Here is a 23,367-nt window from a genome sequence, read left to right on the forward strand (position 1 = left end):
TTTTTTCACACTTCAAGTTTATGTCTAATGCATATGACATTCAATGATGATTTAAAGTAAATTGACTATGATTCATACTTTGGATACATCTTTTACATATGTTGAGTTGTCAATTTAAGTGTAACAACGCAACATATAAAAATAGAGTAAATAATTAATGTTCAATGGCATTAATTATTTACTCATAATTATTTTTGGTTTAGTTATTAGATTGGTGATGTTTACGACGACTGAACCATACAAGTGCACCGCCTGCAATAGCAATCACTGCTACAATTGGAATCCAGTTTTTCTTAATGGCTTCACCTGTTGCAGGTAATGATAAATTTCCATCACTATTAAATAAACCGCTAAGTAAACCATCATCGCCTAAATGACCTAATGATAAACCTTGTGTTGGATTAGGAATATCACTTATACCATCAAGTAAGCTATTTCCATTTGTTAATCCATCAAGCAAACTACTACCTGAAGGAAGATTGCCTAATAAATGACTTCCAGTTAAACCACCTAGTAAATCTAATCCATTACCTAATAGATTTGAACCGAGATTGGAACCACTTGTGTTACCCGTAATACGATCTAATAATGATGGTCGATTTACAATTGGATCAAGAATATAGTTTAATCTATTTTTGGCTTGACCTAAGCTATTTTGAAGTTGTAATAAGTCATTGGCTTTACCATTAATTGTACTTTTCACTAAATCCAAAGCATTCGCTTTATCAGATTGTACTCTTGAAATAATATCAGCTAAAGCGTTCGCTTTTGCTTGGTTTAATTTTGTTGCTAACATTGTTTCAATGGCTTGTTTACGATTAGACGTTTTATCTAAAATATCATTTAAAATATCATCACTAGACACAAGCCCATGTTGATTAAATGCTTGTTTTAAGCGCTCAACAATTTGTGAATTTGTTAAATGGTCATTGGCTAATCGTTTCGCAATAGTAGCCGCTTCATTTTGCCCTAAACGTGTAGATAAAATTGTTTTTAATAAATCCTCTTTATTAGTAGCTTGTTCTAACATAGATTTTAAAATGTCATCACTCGTTGTTGAAGTTAATCCATCAATTTGTTTCATAATCTGATCTGCAATTTGTTTATCAGACTGCCCTTTTGTTTTAATATTTTTCAAGATGTGTTGTGCTTCATTTTTACTAAACACGCTGTTTAATATATCTTCAACTGCATGTTGTTTGTCAGACGCTTGTTGCAAACGATTAAGAATAATATCACGGTTATTCTCTATATTTTTACGTACAGTTTCAATGTCATTATCAATAGCTTGTTTATCTTTTTTCGCTAAATCAGCTTGATGTTGAATGTTATCACGTAAATCAGATAATTGATCTAATTTACGATTGATATATAAATGACTGGCATCATCTTTACTATTTTCAATTTTAGCAATAGCTTGATTAATTTTTTCAGTTTCTGATAATTGGTGATTCACTTTATCAAATTGATGATGTCGTACATCTGTATCTAAGTCTTGATCTTTATGCGTATTGTTTAATTTAGCTAATTCATCTAATACATGATGGTTTGAATTAGAATGTGTTGTGTCTTCTGTTGTTGGCGCTTCTTGAGTGCTAGATGATTCAGTTGTCGCCTCTTCAGTATTATTGTCATCACTTGGTAATTGGTTTGAATTGTTTTCTTTTGAACTTTCCATGTCTTTTTTAGCACTATCGATATCATTTTTAATACTATCTAATTTATCAACAATAGAAGTTTCTGATTTAGAAGAGGTTGGTTGATTTGAAGGATCCTCAGTTGTTGGTGCTTCTTTTGATGATTCTTCCGTAGTGGATTCCTCTTTCGTTACTTCATCAGTTGTGTTTTCAGAAGTATTTGATTCAGAAGACGAAGATTCATTTGATGTTGTTGCATCTTTTTGTTGACCGCTATCAACTTTATTAGATAGAGCATCTAAATCTGATACGATGTTATCTAAATCATTTGATATATTAGATGTATCATCAGCAGAAGTGTCGTGACTTGTTGTAGCTTTTTCTTCTGTTGACGCATCTTGAGTGCTAGATGATTCAGTACTATTATCCTTGTTTGAAACGTCCGTTGTGTTTTCTTGTGCTGTTGCTTTATTTTCTTTTTTCGCTTCTTTGATTATATTTTTAATTTCAGTCTGATTTTTAGCACTTTCAATATCTTCTTTATAACTTTTTAACTCAACTGCACTTAAATGTTTTAGTTGCTTAATGTCTTTTTTCGCTTTATTAATTGCATCTTGTAAATCTTTTTGAACATGTGTTGAAGTTTCAGAAGTTGCTGTTTCTGCATCTTGTGTTGCTGCAAATGCATCTTTAGTAAACCCGTAACCTACAAGTGAACTACTTAATATTAAAGCTGAACATGACACTTTTAAATACGAACTTAACTTCGACATTTTACGATTTTCGTTTTGCGTATTTTTATTCATTAATGCCACCCTTTTTTAGTGATATTCCATTTCATTATATAACATTTTACATAAAACTTGAATGTCTTATTATATTTTTATTTATTTGTTTTAATCAAAGATTAAACATCATTAACTATTATATTTTTAAGCGTTTTATATTCATTTTTCGAATATTCGTTACCTCTACTGAATACTGATATTGACCTGTTAAATCAATCAGCGATAAAAACTTATTGTGTCCTGCGCCTGTATCTATAGATAATTCATTTTTATTTTTATAAATCTCGTCTTTCTTTAATCCATAGCGATTATTCGGTACATGACCATGAACTAAATATTTATTTTTAGGAATCTGACGATTAAGCGAATGTGAATAATGTCCAGTAGTATATTCTTTAATCTGCTTATTCAAAGGTTTATTGGTATCTATTCCTGCATGTGCAAAAATATAATTACCAATCACTTCAACAGCAGATAATTCACGTAAGAACGGATGCCAACGCTTAATCTTTTTATCTTTACTATTTAACCAGCGCATTTCATGATTACCTGCTAAAGCAAGCGCACCACGTCGTTTTAACCTTTTAACTAATTTTAATGTTCCAAATGAATCCGGTCCATTATTGACATAATCCCCCATAAGTACGAGCTGATCTTTTTTTGGATTATATTTTGCTCGTTTTAAAAGTATGGAAAGGGCTTTTCGATGTCCATGAATATCAGAAATCACAAGTAGTCTTTCTGACATGTAAATCTCTCCTTAAATGTAAATGCTTTATGTTGTAAGATTTGTTAAGCAACATTGTTATTACCCTCAATTTTTAATTTAATACATGAGAGCGTAACAAAATTTTTATTCAATCCTCTACTGATAATACTGTATATTCCATTATAATGTATCAACATTAACTAACTTTAAACAATTTATTAACGTAACCTCAAAATTCTTTCTTTAATATAAACAATAGAATAGAAAAAATTTATATATTTTGGGGAATTAATTTATGAATACAAAACAAATGATGATTTTTAAAAATTTTGTTGAATTGCAGAATGAAAATGCTGTTGCTGAAAAACTGGGGATAACGCAACCAACTGTAACATTTCATCTAAAAAATTTAAATAACGAACTTGGAATACCCTTATATTTTAAAAAAGGGAAATGTTTCAATTTAACAGATGCTGGAGACTTACTTTATCGTAATTCTAATAAAATGCTAAATTTAATTGATGAAACAACACATATGATTGAAGAATTCAAACAATCCAAACGTGGGACTTTACGCGTTGGAGCAAGTCATGCACCTATTTATAGTATTCTTCCTACCACTTTAAAAAAATATATGCATGATTATCCAAATATTGATATGAATTTAATTGTAGATACTGCTCCTATGATACTAAAGAAAATAAAAGATAGAGAGATTGATATCGGCGTTATTTCAGAAAAAGGATTCAATGAAAAAGAATTGAAAGTGAAACGTCTTCAAGAAAATCCACTTGTTATCGCAATGGATAAAAGACATCCTTTGGCTTCAAAAACAGATATTTCATTAGAAGATTTAAATGCGTATCGTTTCATTATTCATAGTAGTGGTTCAACACGAGAAAGTATTGATGATTGGCGAAAAAACAATTTTATTGATTTAAATGTTCATATGGAATCAAATAGTATTAGTAGTATATTAACCATTATTAAAGATTCTAATTATCTGAGTCTTGTAAGTCAAAGCACCTTATTCCATCATCCTAATATTATTGGCAAGTCATTAAAAGAAGGCCCACCTTCAAGTTATATCTCTATCGTTTACCGGGCAGATCATCATCTCACTGCTCTTATTCAAAACTTTATGACATTAATCTATTCTTTAAAAAATGAAAGTATTTAGACGTCAATGAGATGAAAAGATCATTTATATAACCAAAGGAGTAGAAAACAATTCTTGTAGAATTCATTTTCTACTCCTTTTAATTATTTTATTAAATGTAAATTTATTATAAATTTTATTAATAAATAACTATAAAAATGATAACATTTTTACATTATATTAATAAATCGCTATAAAAATTTGTCTGTTCCTAATATAATAAAATTAAGAGAACACCGTTTTCATCAATTTTGATATGAAGGAGGCTGAGTTGATGCTTATACTTTCTATTATTTTACTAGTAGTTGGTATCATACTCATCTCTATTAGTAGCTTCGTCGCATATAGACAAGATATTGATCTTAGAGAAAAAATATATTTACCTGGCGTTTTATTTGTACTCATTGGTGCAATTTGTCTTATCGGATATTTCGTAGCTTAAATTTATACATATCATAAAGAGAAGGATAACGAATTTTAAATGAATGTTATCCTTCTCTTTTTTATGCTCCTCCTCACTTCTTCTATAAAAAAACAACAATTTTAATAAAATGTTGCATTTTCCAACGTCTTAAATTTTTTAATGGTACACATATAATCAAACTCTTGTTAAATTATAAAATACGTTCTATTAACGTACATTGTCTAATAACGCTATTTTAACAATAAAAGGAGGTATTATATTGGCAAATCTATTATATAAACTTGGTACATTTATCGCTAAGCATAAATGGCTAAGTATTATTATATGGTTAGTCGTACTTGGTGTAGTGATTGCGCCTCTATTAGTTACTTCACCAAAATTTGATAGTGATATCAAAATGAATGGATTAAAATCCATTGATACGAATGATAAAATCAGTAAAGAATTTCATCAAGACAGTGAAAAAGCGTCCATGAAGATTGTCTTTCATTCAAATAAAGAGGATGGATTGAAAGATAAAACAACGAAAAAAGACATAGAGGATGCCTTAGATAATATTAAACAAGATGATGATTATATACAAAACATTTCTAATCCATATGAGTCGGGACAGGTCAATAGTGAAGGCGATACAGCTATTGCTAATATCAGCTATGTTGTCCCTCAAACAAGTATGCAAGATTCATCTAAAAAGATAGTAAATAAAGCACTTCAAGATATTAAAGATAATCACAACATTCAAATTGAAAAAACAACTGGTATGTCAATGGGCTCTGAACCTGGTGGTGTTTCTGAAATAGTAGGTATCGTAGTTGCTTTCATTATTTTACTTATCACATTTGGCTCTCTTATTGCAGCAGGTATGCCAATTATTAGTGCGATTCTTGGTTTAGTAACAAGTGTCGGTATGATTTCATTACTTACATTTATGTTTGACATTCCAAACTTCACATTAACACTAGCTGTAATGATTGGCTTAGCGGTAGGTATTGACTATTCTTTATTTATTCTATTTAGATATAAAGAAATTAAAAAATCAGGTACTGCCACGGTAGAAGCAATTGGTAAAGCAGTAGGTACTGCAGGTAGTGCTGTTATCTTTGCTGGTATTACAGTAATGATGGCAGTGTGTGGTTTATCACTAGTAGGCATTGATTTCTTAGCAATTATGGGATTTGCTTCAGCTATTAGTGTGTTATTCGCTGTTTTAGCAGCCTTAACATTACTTCCTGCATTAATTAGTATTTTCCATAAAAGTATTAAAATTAAAAATAAGCCTACTAAAAATAAAGACCCTAAACATCATCCATGGGCTAAATTCGTTGTAGGTAAACCTGTGCTTGCAACGATTATTAGTTTAGTGATTCTTATTCTAGCTATCATTCCAATCACAGGCATGCGTCTTGGTATTCCTGATGACAGTCTTAAACCAAACGATTCTTCTGAGCATAAAGCGTATCAACTGATTTCAGATAATTTTGGTGAAGGCTATAACGGACAAATTGTAATGTTAGTGAATACTAAAGATGGTGGAAGTAAAACATCAATTGAAAATGATTTAAGTAATATGCGTAGAGATATAGAAGATTTAGATAATGTAGATACAGTATCTAAAGCACAATTGAATGGTAATAATCACTATGCTATCTTTACGATTATTCCAAATGAAGGTCCAAACGCTAAATCTACCACAGATCTTGTATATGAATTGAGAGATTATCACAAAGATGCCGAAGATAAATATCATTATGACACTGAGATTTCTGGTCAAAGCGTCATTAATATCGATATGTCAGAAAAACTGAATGATGCTATCCCAGTATTCGCTAGCGTTATCGTTATACTAGCATTTATTTTACTTATGATTGTATTTAGATCTATCCTTGTACCATTAAAAGCAGTACTTGGATTTGTCTTATCATTAATGGCAACCCTTGGATTTACAACCTTAGTCATGCAAGATGGTGTGATGAGTGGTCTATTTGGTGTAGACAATACAGGTCCATTACTTGCCTTTTTACCTGTTATTACAATCGGTTTATTATTCGGATTAGCCATTGACTATGAATTATTCTTAATGACACGTGTTCATGAAGAATACAGCAAAACTGGAGATAATGATCACTCTATTCGCGTAGGTATTAAAGAAAGTGGTCCAGTTATCGTTGCCGCTGCATTAATTATGTTCAGTGTGTTTATTGCCTTTATCTTCCAAGATGATACTGCAATTAAATCAATGGGTCTTTCTCTTGCATTTGGTGTATTATTTGATGCTTTTATTGTCAGAATGACATTAATTCCTGCTTTAACTAAATTATTCGGTAATGCATCTTGGTACTTACCGAAATGGTTAGGTGTTATATTACCTAAAATTGATGTTGAAGGTAAAGCATTAGAAGAACATCATGAATCTTCTACTTCTAATTACAAACATTCAGAGGCCCCTCGTTATAGAGAATTCGTTGATACACAAGATGTATCTTATCAACATCAAAATCGCAGCTATGCTACCCATTCTAATAATTATAATGCATATGATGATGTTGATTACGAAGCTTTATATACCGAAGAAGGTACACCTGAAACGGTTCATTCTAAGCGACAAGAACAGCATGACACTACAACTTATTTTGATAAAACCACACACCTATACAAAGATTTAACTGATAATAATACGGAGCAGGATGTATTATTTAAAGCATTGATGCTTTATGCCCGCGAACATAATCAACATGTTTACGATAAATATCAAACGAGTCATACAGACAATAGAAAAGATGATCAGGGAGGCGAAAGATATTGATGCTTAAATCACGCGTATCAAAATTTTTAGTACTATTAGCCACACTCACACTAGCCATAGTTTTAAGTGCCTGTGGGAATAGTCAATCCAACTCCTCTACACAAAGTAAAACCGAATTAGGAGACAAAACGATTGAAATCCCTTATATTGCAAGTGATAATTCAACTGCACGTTCACTTGTGATTGCGGAAGTATTAAAGAAAGCTGGTTATGATGTTACAACTACACCTGTGCCAGCAAGTGGACCATTATATGCAACAGTGTCTGCAAGTGATGATGCATTTCATGCTTCAGGTATTTTTCCAGAAACAGATAAAAGATATTATGATAAATTTAAAGATACACTTACTTTATATGATGACAAACATTTAATTAATCATGTTAATGTTGGATTAGCAGTACCTAAATATGTTCAGAACATTGATTCAATTAAAGATTTAAAAGATGATAAAGATTTTGGTAAATCTGTAGATTGGACAATTCAAGGTACTGATAACAGAAATGGTGTTATGCAACAAACGAATGATGAATTAGATAGAGACGATTTGAGTAAATATAGTCTAGATAAAAGTTCCGATCAAGAACAATTCAAAAAAATTCAAAAAGCATATCAACAACAACAACCTATTCTTTTCACATCAATGGAACCAAATTGGTTTTCGAAAGAATTAGATGTCAAAATGCTTAAAGATCCAGACAAAATTTATGGAAATAATAAGCAACATATTGATCTAGTATTCAATCATAATTTTAAAGAAAAACATCCAGCGGCATATGACATTGCAACACGTATGGCAAAAGATTGGGATCAAAAAGATGAGGAACGTTTAGCTAAAAACATCTTTGTTAAAAGTAAAAATCCTGAACAAGTAGCAAAAGATTATGTAGACAATCATGATCACAACGTCGATGATTGGTTAAAAGATATCGACACTAAATAAATATTAAATTGACACTTTATTTGACAATTAAGTGTGGCGAAGAACATTAAATATTCTATCGTCACACTTTTTTACTATCATATTAAAGGTATATATTTGGAATTATTCTAAGGTTTATGATACTTTACTTTTAATAAGTCAAACTTTCGAACTAGAAAAAATGAATAGGAGTATTTTCGGATTATGCCTACTGCCAATCAAAAGCGTATGATTAAACATATAAACGCAACTGTATTTAAATTATTAAATGATTATCATTTTGACGAAATAACAATTCAAAAAATTTGTGATAACGCAGAAATTAATCGTAGTACATTTTATCGTTATTTCCAAGATAAATACGACCTTCTATTCTCTTTACCCGACTATATCGCAACTGAATTTCATCATGATGATACTCGACCTTTTCTTTCTACAGAAGAATCTTTTCAACAATTCATCTATTTTATCGGAGAACATAAGAAAGTATTTAAACATTTACTGACCTCTTCTCGTCAAGCGGATGTCTTTCGTAATCTAACGCATGTAAGTCGTGAACTAATGTTAGATAGCGTAAAAAGTCAAAATGATCCACTTGCTTTAAAAATTAAACACAGTCATTACCCTGAAATTATTGCAGATTTTTATAGCAGTGGCATGATAGAGGTCTTAAGACGTTGGGTAGAAAATGATTACAATTATAGTGTAGATGAGATTTTTGCTACATTGCATGACATTTTAGATATATCTTTAAACTGTAAATAGTCTAATAATGCTTTGACTTCGCGTCCTACTTGATACTTGAGAAGCAGATTATGGGTTTTGTACTGTCATCACATGTCCATCTACTTCTACATAAGTTATCAATGGAAGACATCTATCCAAGTAGGTTGCTCCATGTTGTTTAATTCATTTTGTAATGGAAAGGGATAGTGGTATCTCTATTGACTATTGACCTAGAAAGTGTCTTAATTGGAAGACACCCTATGAAATTTTAAATTCTAAGTTGTTGCACTTAATTTGACAACTCAACTTATAAAAAATGAGCATCCAAACTCATTTTGAATTTGAATGCTTTTGACACCCACAATGTCATCGTATTACATTTTTCCTACGTGGTAAAAGTAAAGCGACTATAAGAGCGATGATTCCAATGACCGCAATCATTATAAATTGTAATGTGAAATTAGATAATGGTTGAATAAGAATCATCAATAATGGCGCAATGGCTGTTCCTAAAAACAGAATAAAGGTATTAACAGATAAGAAGAAACCTTGATTTCGATTGACAACCATACCTACTTTTGAAATCGTAGATGGAATTGCAAACGCAATACCTCCTACAAATAATACACTCCATATCACTAATAAAATAACATTTGTAGTGAAGCCCATTAAAATAAGAGAAACGATACTGACAATTAATGAGCCTACGATAACATGTTTAACTCCTGTACGATCACTCATACGTCCTGCTAATAATGAAAGTAACATCCCAATAATACCAAAGAGTTTAGCATTAATGGCTGTTGCTTCCGAGCCACCCACAATATCAGAAGTAATATAATGATTAAAGATTGTATACATACTAATAAACATGGTAAGTAAAGATAAAGAAATAAGATAACATAATATGACTATTTTATTATCTTTAAAATCTTTAAAGTTTTTAAAGAAACCTACTAGTTTGAGTTGAGGATTTTTCACTGGACTTTCTGGAATATATTTATATATAAGTACTGCTATAAAAATGTAAAGTAACGTTAATATAAAATACACCATATGCCAATTAGTATAACGTACTACAATTTCACTCAAGTTTTGGCCAATGACACCAGATAACATAAAACTTGTACTAATAAAACTAATCGCAGTCACACGTTTTACTGGGGAATACGTTTCAGTGACATAAGTAATAGATACAGGTGAAAAAGCTGCCGCGCATATACCTTGAATTGCACGAAGAATAATAAGTAGTGTGAACGAATGAATGAAGCCTATAAGTAAACATATGATGACGAGTCCAATAAGTCCAAATAAAATCGTACGAATACGTCCAAATTTTTCAGAAATTGTACCATAAAATAGACAACTTAGTGAATACGTAATTGAAAAGATCACACCATTTAGAGAGGCAACAGCATTTGAAATGCCAAAATCTTTTGCGAATACCGAGGTAAGGGGTAAAGCAGTATATAAACTTGCCATAACAATAATACCCGAAATAAAGAAAATTGTAGTCATTCGATTATAATTCATCGATGTTTCCATAATATAACTCCTTTCATAGATTTTGTCACAACAGTATTATTATGACACGTTCAATATAGTTTCTAAAGTGTACTGATTAACACTTTCTTATAAAAAGGTAATTATCTAACGCTTTTTATTGACTTTACTTACCAATAATCATATAATTTCTAGTATAAAAATTATACTTATTTTATAATAAAATAATTTAACTAAAAAAGGAGTACTTATTAATGATCTTACGTTATGCTGCAAATTTAAAACTTGCAAAAGAATTATATGATTCATCAAAACCAAAATTACAAGGTAGCCAAGAAATGATTGATACATTTAAAAATGTATTTGGTTTACCAGAAAAATCAGTTAAATTAGCAGGTACAGTAGAAGCTACTGCTGCTGCATTATTTGCTGCAAGTTTCTTAAACAAAAATATTTCTCGTTTAGGTTCTATTGCAACATTTGGCGTATTAGGCGTTGCAGCTTACAAACACTTTGAAGCTGGTCACGGTAAAGAAGGCGCACAACACGCTTTAGATTTACTTGGCTTAGCTGCTTTAAGTTTTGCTGATACATTCGGTAAAAACTAATTCAATAACTATATAAATAAAAACGTTCAGCGTGAATGCATTACACATTTATGCTGAACGTTTTTATTTAACTTTTTTTAACGCGACTTTTATACTTAGTTTAACTAATAAATATGATATAAAGGAGCGTTTAGATAATGATATTACGTTATGCTACCAATTTAAAACTCGCTAAAGATTTGTATGCCGCTTCAAAACGTAAACTTACCGGTAACCCTTATACTAAACAACTATTTACACAAGATTTTAAATTATCGGAACGTGCAATGAAATTAGCAGGTGTGATTGAGCTCATTGCATCGGGTTTGTTTGCCACAAGTGTCTTGCATAAAAATATCTCTCGCTTAGGATCACTTGTCACGTTTAGTGTATTAAGTGTTGCAGTATACAAACGCCTTGAAGCAGGTCATGGTAAGGTTGGTGCACAACATGCTTTAGATTTATTAGGTTTAGCTGCACTTAGTCTTATCGATACATTTTCTAAAAAATAATAAAGAGTACATGGGACAACGAATACCATATGAATGCTGTCCCATTCCTTTTAGTTGTATTTATTTAAAATACTTTTAGAGATATGACATAATGATATATCTTCAGGATGTTTATCTAATCTATCTTGATGTTCATCTGCACTTTTAACATAACTTTCTAAAGGAAGTACTTCTACAACGATTTTATCTCTATCTGAACGTTGTTGAATGAATTGTTGTGCTTCTTTAAGATGGCTCTCATTTTCACTATAAACACCTGTACGATATTTAGGTCCTTTATCTACGCCTTGCTTATTCAGACTGTATGGGTCTATGATTTCAAATAAATAATGCATTAAATCATGAATTGAAGTGATATCAGGATTAAAAACTGTTTTGACGCATTCTACATAGCCATCATATTCATCATCAAGTCGCTGCGTCGTTCCATTCGCACGTCCTGCTTCAGTAGCCATAACACCTGGCAATGTTTTAATAAATGCTTGTACACCCCACAAACATCCTCCAGCTAGATATACTGTTTCCAATGTATCACTCCTATTTTTATAATTCTTTTACTAAATTATACCAAGCTACATTTGCATGAGTAGAATCTGATAATCCTTCATTAATATATCCATGCGATTCATAAAAACTTACTAAAGTATCGCGACAAGTGAGAGTGACTCCGAAACGTGCATGTTGCCTTGCTATATTCTCAAAATAATTTAACAGTTGTCCTGCAATGCCTTGATGTTGAAAATCTTTCGCTACAACTAAACCGAGTACACTTAAATAACCACCTATATTGGGGTTGGGTCTAATCGATGCAAATAAATCATCTGTAATACACTTATTCGAAATAACTGGACCATTAATATAACCAACGATTTGATTGTTTTCTTCTGCAACAATAAACGTATCCGGAATGATTTCAATACGCTGTTTTAAAGCTTTAGTTGTTGCTGCTTCTTCTTTAGTAAACCCTTCATTTTCTAATTGAATTAAACGTTCTAAATCATCTGCCACTACATTTCGAAAATTCATCTTCTACATCCTTTCAATGTCATAATATAGTTTTATTTAATAGCGATTTATCCTATCAACTTTTAAGTGTATGACAAATCTGTCATATAGATGATAGGAAATATTAAGGTTGTTTTTTTACGAATATGTTAGTTTATAAATGTACATAGTTATGATTATTTTTGAAAAATAAAATCATTATCTTTATGTATATAGAATGATCATTACTAAGAACTAACTACCTTTGACTATACATCATTTTAAATAGGTATTTGGTACAACACTTATAGCATCTTCATTTATTTTTTCTCAAGGTCACGCATTTACATCCTAGCAGAATATTGATTAACAATATAATGATCATATACCTCATCAGTCTATTGCTTCAGAGAACGATACTAATTAATCATGACCAAAACGAATGACTCATTACACCTAGAAATGATTACAACATAAATCAGGGTATTAACTATAACATGAATTACATTCCCGTCATCCGTTAGAATCAACACACATGTTTTTATAATGTTTCAGCCCCACAGTGAAATCTATCTGAAGACAAGTATCGGTTTCAATAGTCTTGTAGAGGAAAATGGATGAAGTAAAGACACCTTAGAAAATAATGACAACGATTTTAATAGTTATGTTGAAAAACAGAACTTAATGAAACAGCGAACAACGACGATTCAACTCCATGATACTAAATTAAATGCTATTCAAACAACACGTTATTCTGACAACACGATTTATGTATCGAATCACACATCAATGAACCGCCGCATTATTTAAAAACAGAACCTACACTTAGTTATCATCATTCACACTCCTTAAATAACGTTACATATTCTTTAGTAACGCCCCTTACTAAAGAATTTGACACTAATACTTCAAAATATAATGATTTTAGCATATTCACTCTTATACTAGCCTTAGAAGTATTAGCTTTAGACGCGTTATTCCTAAAAAACATTAACTGTATTTTTCTAAGTATCTGTTACTAATACTGTAACAACATTTCTTTCATGCATAGCAAAAGAGCTATTGTCCAGTTTTCTAAGTCCTGGCAATAGCTCTATTTATTTATAAAAACGTTTAAATTATATCTTCTATTACACAATACGTTTACGAATAGCTCCCGAGATAAAGTCAACAATGGCTACCATAATAACTAATCCGATTAATATAATACCTACGCGATCCCATGAACGTGTTTGAAGTGCAAAGATAAGTGGTGTACCAATACCACCAGCACCGATTAAACCTAAAATAGATGCTGAACGTAAGTTTAATTCAAAACGATATAAAATAAGGGATAAGAATGAAGGTAAAATTTGAGGAATCACCGCAAAGACAAGTGTTTTAGTTTTATTCGCACCACTTGCTTTTAAAGCCTCGGCTGAAGAGAAGTCTAAACTTTCAATATCCTCTATAAATAATTTACCTAACATCCCTACTGAATGAATACCTAATGCAAGTACCCCTGAAAATGAACCAGGACCTACTGCTTTTATAAAAATTAACGCCATAACAATTTCAGGGAATACACGAATGACACTAAGAATGAATTTAGTAATCCCTGTGACTGGTCGAACTTTTACTAAATTACGTGCACCTAAAAATGCGAATGGTATACAAATCACTGCTGCGATAAATGTACCAATAACAGCAATGGCAAACGTTTCAAGTAAACCACGAAGCAAATCTTCTCCAGCTGGAATATAAACGTAATCCCAATCGGGGTGGAATAATCCATTAAAAATAGATTTAAGAATTTCAATTGATTTAGATTTTAATTCTAAAGCAGGCATACCTGCAAAACCCCAAACAATGATAGCTAAAACAACAATGGTAATCAGCCAATGTTTAATCATTCTTTGTTTGTGTTCCTTTGATCTCACTGGATATTTCTTTTCTAACTGATGCTGTTCTTGTGTCATGCGAGTCTTTCCCTCACTTTCGAGCTGACATAGTCAATAATGACAACAATGACTAAAGTGAACAGAATAATCATCGCTGTTTTTGGATATTGGAATAATCCTAAAGTTGAGTCGTAGAATAAACCGATACCACCAGCACCTACTAATCCAAGAACTGCTGAGGCACGAATATTAATCTCAAATGCAAATAATACATATGATAAAAATGTAGACATTGTTTGTGGAACTACTCCAAACATAATCCATTTTATTTTATTTGCACCTACGGCCGTCATCGCTTCCATTGGACCTGGATCAATTGTTTCAAGCGATTCATAGAACAATTTCGCAATAACACATATTGTTAAAATAAATAATGCCAATACCCCTGGAATTTGTCCGATACCAAAAACTGCAACAAAGACAGCAGCTAATAATAAATCAGGAATGGTACGTACAATATTTAAAATAAAACGTGATGGAATCGTAATCCACTTTGTTTTTACAATATTACTTGCACAGAGCAATGCAACTGGAATTGATACGATGGATCCTAAGAATGTTCCTACAATCGCCATGCGAATTGTGTCTAACATAGGTTTTGTAATGGTACTTAAGTAACTCCAATCTGGTGGAACCATTTGTCCAAAGAAAGAACCGATTTGTGGAATCCCTACCATTAAGTCACTAAAGTTAAAGCCAGTGTATAAAAAACTCCACACGACGAGCGCAATCACTAAAAATAGGGTTAAACTAGTTTTGAAAGAGAATTTTTTATTTAAATATTGATCATATTTACCTGTAGTAGGTGTTGCCATATTACTCCACCCCTAGCTTCTCATCGTCATTAAGTTTACGACCATAAATTTCATTAAATACATCTTCATTCGCTTCACTTGCTGGACCATCATAAACCAGTTCTCCTGCACGTAAACCAATAATACGTGTTCCATATTCTAAAGCTAAATCAACAAAATGTAGGTTAATTAAAATGGTAATGCCTAATTCTTCATTGATTTTTTTCAAGTCATCCATAACTTGTTTAGTAGTGAGGGGGTCTAAAGATGCAACAGGCTCATCTGCTAAAATAATCGCTGGCTCTTGCGCTAAGGCGCGTGCAATTGAAATACGTTGCTGTTGACCTCCAGACAGTTCATCTGAACGTTGGTCATATTTATCCAAAATATTCACACGTTCTAACGCATCCATTGCTTTAATTTTGTCTTCTTTTGGAAATAATCCTAATATCATTTTCCAAGTTGGATGATAACCGACACGACCACTTAATACATTTCTCAACACAGTAGATCGTTTGACTAAATTAAAATGTTGGAAAATCATTCCTATATTACGACGCATCATTAATAATTCTTTACCTTTCGCTTTCGTAATCGATTTACCTTCAATTGTAATATCTCCCGAAGTAATATCATGTAGACGATTAACAGATCGTAATAATGTAGATTTCCCCGCACCTGATAAACCTACGATAACAGCAAAGTCACCTTTTTCAATGTTTAAATTGATATCTTTTAACCCCACATGACCATTAGGATAAATCTTGCTCACATTTTTAAACTCTATCTGACTCATGTATGTTTACACCCTTCTTTTTAATACAGAGAAAGAGGTCGGGACAAGATCATAAGAAATGATATATGCATTTCTTATATGACTCAATTGCCCTAGCCTCTTCTCTTTATCACTTATTTAGTTCTATCTATGTGAAAATTATTTCATATCTTGAACTTCTTTTTCATATTTTCTTACGATATCGAAGTCTGAGTCTTTAGCATCTGTATAGCCTTCGTGAGAGTATACTTCACTAATAATTTTATGTCCTTCTTTTGTTTTAGAGATATCTTTAAATGCTTTTTTAAGTTTATCTTGGAAGTCTTTGTTCATATCAGGACGAACTGAAATCGTATCGTTAGGAATTGGTTTTGTTAGTTTAAGAATTTTAGTATCTTTAAATACGTTGGGTTGATCTTTTTTAACAATGTTACGTGCATCTTGGAATACAGCTGCAGCGTCAACATCGCCATTTAATAATGAAATAACAGCTTGGTCATGACCTTTCATGTTTACGATTTTCATATCTTTAGTAGCGTCAATACCAGTATCTTTTTTAATTGTTGCAATTGGGAATGTGTAACCTGCTGTTGAAGTTACATCTTGTAATGCGATTTTTTTACCTTTTAAATCTTTTAAGCTATTAATACCTGAATTCTTTTTAACTAAGATTTCTGATTTATAATCTTTTACAAGTTTTTTGTTACTAGAACCATCTTCATTCACACCATAACGTTGTGCTTGTAATAATAAATCAGCTGCTTTTTGATCATGTGCTAAAGTGTATGCAGTTGGTGGTAAGAAACCAACATCTACTTTTTTAGATTTCATTGCTTCAACAATTGTATTGTAATTTGTTGATACAGAAACTTTTACTGGAATACCTAATTTCTTAGATAATAATTTTTCAAGCGGTTTTGCTTTTGCTTCAAGTGTATCTGCATTTTGTGATGGTACGAATTGTACAGTTAATTCTTTAGGTGTGTAGCCATCTTTACTTGAACTTGATCCACCATCCGAATTACTACTTTTATTATTGTCTAACGAGCTATTATTTCCACATGCTGCTGCAAAAATAATAACTGATAGCGCTAATACTAAAAGGTACTTCAATTGCTTCATAACATATTGCCCCCGTTCGCTATGTATACATTCATTTAATTTGTCAACGCATTTCATTTGACAATACTAAGAGTAGCACAATATTAACCAAAATAATATTTATTATGTGTGAATTTTTTATAGAATTGTTTTACACTGTTAAAGAATTGTAAAATTTATTTAAACATTCTCTAAATAATCTATTATCAACTTATTTTTTTATTATACTTTTTCTATAAATCATTTAAAAATATATTTGGGAGATAAAAATATGAAATGGATAAAAGTATTAAGTAGTACTATTTTAGCTTCAGCAATTACATTATCTGCAACGCCAATCAGTCATGCTGCACCAAATCAAACTACCACTCAAACTGTCGCTTTTGACGCTTCACACGGCCAAACGGCAGGAGCTGCTGATTGGGTCATTGATGGTGGTTTTTCCGATTATGCTGATTCAATGCGTCAACAAGGCTATACTGTGAAACAAATCGATGGAGAATCTAATATTACACCTAATACACTACGTGGCATCAATATTCTCGTTCTTCCAGAAGCCAATATTCCTTTTAAAAAGAGAGAGCAACAAGCTATGCTTAATTTTGTTGAAAAAGGTGGCAATATCATCTTTATCGCTGATCATTATAATGCCGACAGAAACTTAAATCGTTTCGATTCTTCAGAAGTGATGAATGGTTATCGTCGTGGTGCATATCAAGATATCACCAAAGATTTAACAAATGAGGAAAAACATTCTAAAGCTATGCGCAATGTTAAAAGTTCAGATTGGCTTTCTGAACACTTCGGCGTACGTTTCCGTTACAACGCTTTAGGTGATTTAAACACTCAAAATATTGTGTCATCTAGTGACAGCTTTGGTATTACTGAAGGTGTACATTCTGTATCAATGCATGCTGGTTCAACTCTTGTAATTACAGATCCTACAAAAGCAAAAGGTATCATTTTCTTACCAGAACACTTATCTCAAAAACAACGTTGGTCTCATGCAGTCGATCAAGGTATTTACAATGGCGGTGGTATAGCAGAGGGTCCTTATGTTGCTATCTCAAAAGTAGGTAAAGGAAAGGCAGCCTTCATTGGAGATTCATCATTAGTCGAAGATAGTACACCTAAATATGTACGTGAAGATAATGGAAGAACTAAGAAAACGTATGATGGATTTAAAGAACAAGATAATAGTAAATTACTTAAAAATATTACAACTTGGTTTGGAAAACAAGATAATACACCGAATTTAAAAGAAACAGGTATTAAGTTAGATCAACCTACGCCACTTCTTAATTTTGAACAACCACAATATTCAACTGAACCTGAAAAAGAACCATGGTCACAACCACCTTCTGGATATAAATGGTATGATCGTTCAACATTTAAACTAGGTAGTTATGGCAGTACATCATCACAACTAAATAGTAATCATAAAAATCATGGTAGCCATAATGGTAATAACAAAGCGAATAGTACAGAAGATAATACGACTGAAAATAATCATTCACAAGAGGATACAAATACATCACAGTCTTCTCAAGATACAACTACTTCTAATTCAATGATTTCTAGCAATAATATTCAATTCCATTTACCAGATAATGTATCAGTAAATCAACCATTTAATATTCAAGTTGAATTAACAAACATGGCTAAAAACACAACTATTGATCATTTAAAATTAGGTGTTTATCAAGATGGTGGTAGACAGCTTGCAAGTTTTTCTCAAGATGGGCAAAATTATGATACGGTAGGCTATAGTCAAGAACAAAGTGTAACCACTGACGACCAAGGTAACGCAACGTTAACTTTTACAGCTAAAACATCTGAATCTATTTCGGGTGCGAATATTCGTTTAAAACAAGGTAGTAAAACGCTTGCTACAGGTTCAATTCAATAATTTATAATAGTAATACAACACATAAGAGATAATAAAGGTATGTGGCGTTCAATAAACTACTTCCCTTTTTATCTCTTTATTTATGAAAGGAAATGACCTATGACACAACTCTCTTTTTATATCGTAAGTGATATACATGGCTATATTTTTCCCACTGACTTTTCAAAAAGAAACCAAAATCTTCCTATGGGACTATTAAAAGTAAATCAACTTATCGAACAAGAACGTCAACACGATGACTATAGTTTTAAAATTGATAATGGTGATTTTTTACAAGGTTCTCCTTTATGCCATTACCTAGCAACTGAAGAACAATCAAGTCAACCTCTTACTGATATTTATAATCGTCTTAATTTTGACTTTGGTACATTAGGTAATCATGAATTTAATTATGGATTACCTTATTTACAAAATACTTTAAACCATCTTCATCACCCTATCTTGTGTGCAAATATTTTTGATCACAATAACGCACCTTTGACTGGTCAAGGCGTAAATTATTTTAAACGTGGCGATATAACTATTGGCGTCATTGGATTAACAACACAATTCATTCCAAATTGGGAACAACCTGCCCATATTAAAGGATTAACGTTCAACAGTGCAGTTGAAACATTAAAATGTATTTTACCAGACGTTCGTAAAAAATCAGATGTTGTCGTTGTGTCTTATCATGGCGGTTTTGAAAGAAGTCTTGATACTGATATACCTACTGAAGAATTAACTGGAGAAAATGAAGGATCTGATATACTAGAACGTTTCCATAAAGATATTGACGTGCTTATAACAGGACACCAACATCGTGATATTGCAATGATAAAAAATGATACCGCTATTATCCAACCAGGTACACGAGGTACAGAATTTGGTAAGGTGACATTAACTTTGGATTATGAACATCGAATTACAGATAAACAGAGCACTCTTGTATCTGTGCCTTCTCATCTTTCATTAACATTATCTAACAACGATCATTCACTTTTAAATAAACTTGAAGATTGGCTTGATACAGACATTACAACATTATCAGAACCAATGCTAGTCACTCATCAGTTCGAAGCTCGAACACACCCTCATTCACTTATTAATCTGATAAATTATATTTTGTTAGAAAAAAGTGGTGCAGATATAGCAAGCACTGCGCTATTTGATTCAGCTAAAGGCTTTAATCAACAAGTCACAATGCGAGATATCATTAATAACTATCCTTTTCCTAATACATTCCAAGTTTTAGAACTTAATGGCAAAGGAATTAAAGCTGCTTTAGAAAAATCAGCAAGTTATTTTAGTGTAAATGACAATAATGAAATCACAGTCAGTGACACATTTTTATCTCCAAAACCTCAACATTTTAATTATGATATGTATGGAGGAATCTCTTATACCATTCATGCTGGTGCACCTGTAGGACAACGTGTTTCAGATATTAAAGTCGGCGCTTCACCTTTAGAAGACACAAAAACGTATACCATATGTGTGAACAACTATCGTGCAGTTGGAGGCGGAGATTATAAAATGTTTGCAGAAGCGCCAGTCGTTAAAGATATTCAAGAGGAAGGCGCACAAGTATTAATTGATTATATGACGCAACACAACGTATCTTATATTCCTCAAGTTGTCAATTTTAAGGTAATTATTTAACATTCATTTTACATTTTGTAAAAAAGCGTTCTAAATTGAATTCACTCAATTTAGAACGCTTTTGATTAATAATCAAATGTAACATACTTTTTTTCATACAAATGATTAATTGTATTAATTATAATTCCTAAGATAATAATCCCGCCTGATACAAATGTAATCGTAAGATATGGGAATCCCATTGATAATAGTATTGATCCCACAATGGCACCTAAAAAGTTAGCAATATTAAAGACTGAAGCTGCAAGTGTACTTGCAAGTAATGGTGCCTCATGTGCACTTAAAATCACTTTACTATTTAATAGAGGCGTTGTACCGAAAGTGCCGAAACCAAATAAGAAACAAATAATAATTGCTAAAATCGCACTATGCACTGCTGTTACAAATAAAACAATCGTTATAAACAATAACACAAAGGTATAGAACAAGTACTGGGTAAGTTTATGTTCTGGTACATTACCTGTAAGCAAGTTACCAACCACACCGCCAAGGCCAAACATAAATAAACATACAGTTAAACCAACAATTCCAAATGGTGCATATTTATGAATCATTGGCTCCATAAACGTATAAGTTGTGAATACGCCTGAATAACCAAAGACAATAATTGCCATTACAATTAAGATATGTGGATTTTTAAATAGTTTTAATTCTTTTTTCACACTCGCTTCTGTACTCAAAGCGACATGAGGTACAAACTTCATCATTCCTAACATAGTAATGACAGCTAACAAAATCATGACGCCAAAGACAAAGCGCCAATTCGCAAATCCACCTAAAAATGAACCGAATGGCACGCCAATCATCACTGCAATTGTTAATCCAGCTTGAACTAGAGCAATCGCTTGTGGTTTTTTACCCTGTGGCGCAACGGCTGCCGCCACACTCATACATACGCCAAAGAACGGTGCGTGCATAGAGGCTGACAATAATCGAGATAACAGTAGTATTGGAAAATTCGGTGCTAACATCCCTATTATATTACTTATAATAAAAATGGCCATCAATACTGGGAGTAAACGTTGTGCGCGTACTTTTAAAGTAAATATACGCATTAACGGACCGATTAATGCGACACTAATAGCATACACACTAATAAGTAACCCTGCACTCGAAATAGATACTTTCATATCTCCTGCAATTTGAGTCAATAATCCTGTAACAACATATTCTGCCATTCCAACTGTAAATGTACCTAACATAAATATGAAGAACATCATTCTGTTATCTTTCATTATTGTTTCCTCCTTTTTCTCTCTAAAAATCATATGAAAGATATACTACACAAAATCACATTCTCTGTGAAGAGGTTTTTTTAAATTTTTTATTTCTCAAAAATATAGTAATGACAAGTTTTCATATTTTTTCATTATGTTAAAATTAAGACAACTTCAAAAGACTTAACTAACGTTTTATATAACCTAATTTCTATTAATATATGTATTTATATTCAATGTACTGAATATTGTATTTTATAAAATATTTTTCCTCGGTTGACGATGAATTAACATTAATGCCACAACAACGCATAAACCTCCTAAAATTAAATGAAGCGTTAAGGGCTCTCTTAACCCTATAATTGAAAATAGTGTCGAAAATAGTGGTACTAAAAATAAGAAACTACTCGCCGTAGTTGCCCCTCGTTGGCTTAAGCTATAAAACCATAATCCAAATGAACCTACAGAAGCTGGAATAATAAGCCAAAAGAACCATATCCATCCCCAATGATTAAGAGAACTAAATGTATAATGTTCTTTTAAAACGAGACTCATTATCAGCATAAACATACCACCGAATAATAGTTGCCATCCTGTTAAAACCCAGGGCCCTTTATCAAACACTACCTTTTTTGTCACTATTGTATTGATTGACCAACATAATGAACCAGCTAGTGCAAAAAGCGTTCCCCATCCAAATAATGTTTCATCTAATCCGAGACATAATCCTACTCCAAACACACCAAGTATAAGTGAAGTAATTTTAATTTTTGTTAACCTTTCATCTAAAATAAAATGGGCTAAAAAGGCCAGCCATAGCGGGTTCGTAAATAATAGAATAGATGATATAGAAGAAGACACGCCAAATGCCATTGCAAAATTTAATAATCCCATCGTCCCTGCTGTTTGTAAAAATCCAATAACGAACACTAATATAAATCCTTTATAACTATTCCCTTTACTTGTGGGTAGAATGCCCCTTTCCCCATTTCTCATAAATGTAAGGATTAACATCATACATCCTGCGATAACAAATCGCCATCCACCAAGAAGCATAGGTGGAACATGTTCATTTGAAATTAAATATTTGCCAGTTGGAAAAGATGATCCCATAAAAATAGTCGTAAAAAGAATGGACATATAAAATGTTATTGAAGTATTTAAATGTTTTTTCACTGCTGTTGTCTCCCTATTTTTAATTAAAGATAATTGAGATATATTTTGTCTTTAAATACAAT

At 31.9% G+C, this 23,367-nt stretch carries 20 protein-coding genes and 1 pseudogene; 10 read left to right on the forward strand and 11 right to left on the reverse strand.

The window, feature by feature from the left end; genetic code table 11:
• Nucleotides 1-199: 199 nt before the first annotated feature.
• Nucleotides 200-2,443, reverse strand: a complete 2,244-nt coding sequence (locus tag HMPREF2578_RS10115; protein ID WP_049382165.1) for an LPXTG cell wall anchor domain-containing protein — start codon at nucleotides 2,441-2,443, stop codon at nucleotides 200-202.
• Between the two features lie 118 nt (nucleotides 2,444-2,561).
• Nucleotides 2,562-3,173, reverse strand: a complete 612-nt coding sequence (locus HMPREF2578_RS10120) for a metallophosphoesterase (protein WP_002449416.1) — start codon at nucleotides 3,171-3,173, stop codon at nucleotides 2,562-2,564.
• A gap of 256 nt (nucleotides 3,174-3,429) precedes the next feature.
• Between HMPREF2578_RS10120 and HMPREF2578_RS10125 the strand changes: the two genes are divergently transcribed.
• The 5 genes and pseudogenes from HMPREF2578_RS10125 to HMPREF2578_RS10140 all read left to right on the forward strand — a co-directional run bounded on the left by HMPREF2578_RS10125 (nucleotide 3,430) and on the right by HMPREF2578_RS10140 (nucleotide 9,205).
• Nucleotides 3,430-4,314 (forward strand): LysR family transcriptional regulator, encoded by an 885-nt coding sequence (locus tag HMPREF2578_RS10125; protein ID WP_002449315.1) that lies wholly within the window; start codon nucleotides 3,430-3,432, stop codon nucleotides 4,312-4,314.
• Nucleotides 4,315-4,567: 253 nt separating this feature from the next.
• Nucleotides 4,568-4,735, forward strand: a complete 168-nt coding sequence (locus HMPREF2578_RS11215; protein ID WP_002449294.1) for a hypothetical protein — start codon at nucleotides 4,568-4,570, stop codon at nucleotides 4,733-4,735.
• Between the two features lie 241 nt (nucleotides 4,736-4,976).
• Nucleotides 4,977-7,134 (forward strand): annotated as a pseudogene (locus tag HMPREF2578_RS10130) (MMPL family transporter); the annotation flags it as partial.
• Between the two features lie 385 nt (nucleotides 7,135-7,519).
• Nucleotides 7,520-8,461 (forward strand): glycine betaine ABC transporter substrate-binding protein, encoded by a 942-nt coding sequence (locus HMPREF2578_RS10135; protein ID WP_037555801.1) that lies wholly within the window; start codon nucleotides 7,520-7,522, stop codon nucleotides 8,459-8,461.
• 183 nt (nucleotides 8,462-8,644) lie between these two features.
• Nucleotides 8,645-9,205, forward strand: a complete 561-nt coding sequence (locus HMPREF2578_RS10140) for a TetR/AcrR family transcriptional regulator (protein WP_048761892.1) — start codon at nucleotides 8,645-8,647, stop codon at nucleotides 9,203-9,205.
• Between the two features lie 327 nt (nucleotides 9,206-9,532).
• Here HMPREF2578_RS10140 and HMPREF2578_RS10145 read toward each other — a convergent pair whose 3' ends face one another.
• Nucleotides 9,533-10,711 carry an MFS transporter gene (locus HMPREF2578_RS10145; protein WP_061544106.1) on the reverse strand — a complete coding sequence of 393 codons (1,179 nt, stop codon included), beginning with the start codon at nucleotides 10,709-10,711 and terminating at the stop codon, nucleotides 9,533-9,535.
• A 212-nt stretch (nucleotides 10,712-10,923) separates the two neighbouring features.
• On the opposite strand from HMPREF2578_RS10145, the gene HMPREF2578_RS10150 reads away from it, so the two are divergent.
• Together HMPREF2578_RS10150 and HMPREF2578_RS10155 are read left to right on the forward strand one after the other, a co-directional pair.
• Complete coding sequence (locus HMPREF2578_RS10150; protein WP_002449545.1) at nucleotides 10,924-11,277, forward strand: DoxX family protein; 354 nt, start codon at nucleotides 10,924-10,926, stop codon at nucleotides 11,275-11,277.
• Between the two features lie 137 nt (nucleotides 11,278-11,414).
• The gene (locus HMPREF2578_RS10155; RefSeq protein ID WP_017175493.1) at nucleotides 11,415-11,768 is read left to right on the forward strand and encodes a hypothetical protein; all 354 of its coding nucleotides are present in this window, start codon (nucleotides 11,415-11,417) and stop codon (nucleotides 11,766-11,768) included.
• Nucleotides 11,769-11,818: 50 nt separating this feature from the next.
• Here the strand turns inward: HMPREF2578_RS10155 and HMPREF2578_RS10160 are convergent, their stop codons facing one another.
• Together HMPREF2578_RS10160 and HMPREF2578_RS10165 are read right to left on the reverse strand one after the other, a co-directional pair.
• Nucleotides 11,819-12,295 (reverse strand): peptide-methionine (S)-S-oxide reductase, encoded by a 477-nt coding sequence (locus tag HMPREF2578_RS10160; RefSeq protein WP_017175494.1) that lies wholly within the window; start codon nucleotides 12,293-12,295, stop codon nucleotides 11,819-11,821.
• A gap of 16 nt (nucleotides 12,296-12,311) precedes the next feature.
• On the reverse strand, nucleotides 12,312-12,794 hold the full coding sequence (locus HMPREF2578_RS10165) for a GNAT family N-acetyltransferase (RefSeq protein ID WP_017175495.1): 483 nt from the start codon (nucleotides 12,792-12,794) through the stop codon (nucleotides 12,312-12,314).
• A 642-nt stretch (nucleotides 12,795-13,436) separates the two neighbouring features.
• Between HMPREF2578_RS10165 and HMPREF2578_RS11400 the strand changes: the two genes are divergently transcribed.
• Complete coding sequence (locus HMPREF2578_RS11400) at nucleotides 13,437-13,562, forward strand: hypothetical protein (protein ID WP_255200576.1); 126 nt, start codon at nucleotides 13,437-13,439, stop codon at nucleotides 13,560-13,562.
• Between the two features lie 320 nt (nucleotides 13,563-13,882).
• Here HMPREF2578_RS11400 and phnE (HMPREF2578_RS10170) read toward each other — a convergent pair whose 3' ends face one another.
• The 4 genes from phnE (HMPREF2578_RS10170) to HMPREF2578_RS10185 all read right to left on the reverse strand — a co-directional run bounded on the left by phnE (HMPREF2578_RS10170) (nucleotide 13,883) and on the right by HMPREF2578_RS10185 (nucleotide 17,383).
• Nucleotides 13,883-14,710, reverse strand: a complete 828-nt coding sequence (gene phnE, locus HMPREF2578_RS10170) for a phosphonate ABC transporter, permease protein PhnE (protein WP_017175496.1) — start codon at nucleotides 14,708-14,710, stop codon at nucleotides 13,883-13,885.
• Nucleotides 14,707-15,507 (reverse strand): phosphonate ABC transporter, permease protein PhnE, encoded by an 801-nt coding sequence (phnE, locus tag HMPREF2578_RS10175; RefSeq protein ID WP_017175497.1) that lies wholly within the window; start codon nucleotides 15,505-15,507, stop codon nucleotides 14,707-14,709. The genes phnE (HMPREF2578_RS10170) and phnE (HMPREF2578_RS10175) overlap by 4 nt, the downstream gene beginning before the upstream one ends.
• Nucleotide 15,508: 1 nt before the next feature.
• On the reverse strand, nucleotides 15,509-16,282 hold the full coding sequence (gene phnC / locus HMPREF2578_RS10180) for a phosphonate ABC transporter ATP-binding protein (RefSeq protein ID WP_002449541.1): 774 nt from the start codon (nucleotides 16,280-16,282) through the stop codon (nucleotides 15,509-15,511).
• Between the two features lie 138 nt (nucleotides 16,283-16,420).
• Nucleotides 16,421-17,383, reverse strand: a complete 963-nt coding sequence (locus tag HMPREF2578_RS10185) for a phosphate/phosphite/phosphonate ABC transporter substrate-binding protein (RefSeq protein ID WP_054105640.1) — start codon at nucleotides 17,381-17,383, stop codon at nucleotides 16,421-16,423.
• A gap of 250 nt (nucleotides 17,384-17,633) precedes the next feature.
• Between HMPREF2578_RS10185 and HMPREF2578_RS10190 the strand changes: the two genes are divergently transcribed.
• Together HMPREF2578_RS10190 and HMPREF2578_RS10195 are read left to right on the forward strand one after the other, a co-directional pair.
• On the forward strand, nucleotides 17,634-19,271 hold the full coding sequence (locus HMPREF2578_RS10190) for a motility-associated ABC transporter substrate-binding family protein (protein ID WP_019834755.1): 1,638 nt from the start codon (nucleotides 17,634-17,636) through the stop codon (nucleotides 19,269-19,271).
• A gap of 99 nt (nucleotides 19,272-19,370) precedes the next feature.
• Nucleotides 19,371-20,912, forward strand: coding sequence for a bifunctional metallophosphatase/5'-nucleotidase (locus HMPREF2578_RS10195; protein WP_049420273.1), 1,542 nt, complete (start codon nucleotides 19,371-19,373; stop codon nucleotides 20,910-20,912).
• A 65-nt stretch (nucleotides 20,913-20,977) separates the two neighbouring features.
• On the opposite strand, the gene HMPREF2578_RS10200 is transcribed toward HMPREF2578_RS10195, so the two are convergent.
• Together HMPREF2578_RS10200 and HMPREF2578_RS10205 are read right to left on the reverse strand one after the other, a co-directional pair.
• Nucleotides 20,978-22,147 carry an MFS transporter gene (locus HMPREF2578_RS10200; protein WP_061544107.1) on the reverse strand — a complete coding sequence of 390 codons (1,170 nt, stop codon included), beginning with the start codon at nucleotides 22,145-22,147 and terminating at the stop codon, nucleotides 20,978-20,980.
• Nucleotides 22,148-22,384: 237 nt separating this feature from the next.
• Nucleotides 22,385-23,305 carry a DMT family transporter gene (locus HMPREF2578_RS10205; RefSeq protein WP_061544108.1) on the reverse strand — a complete coding sequence of 307 codons (921 nt, stop codon included), beginning with the start codon at nucleotides 23,303-23,305 and terminating at the stop codon, nucleotides 22,385-22,387.
• Between the last annotated feature and the right edge of the window lie 62 nt (nucleotides 23,306-23,367).

Origin of the sequence: Staphylococcus sp. HMSC072H03, from assembly GCF_001809305.1 — a bacterium.
Lineage (GTDB): Bacteria > Bacillota > Bacilli > Staphylococcales > Staphylococcaceae > Staphylococcus > Staphylococcus hominis.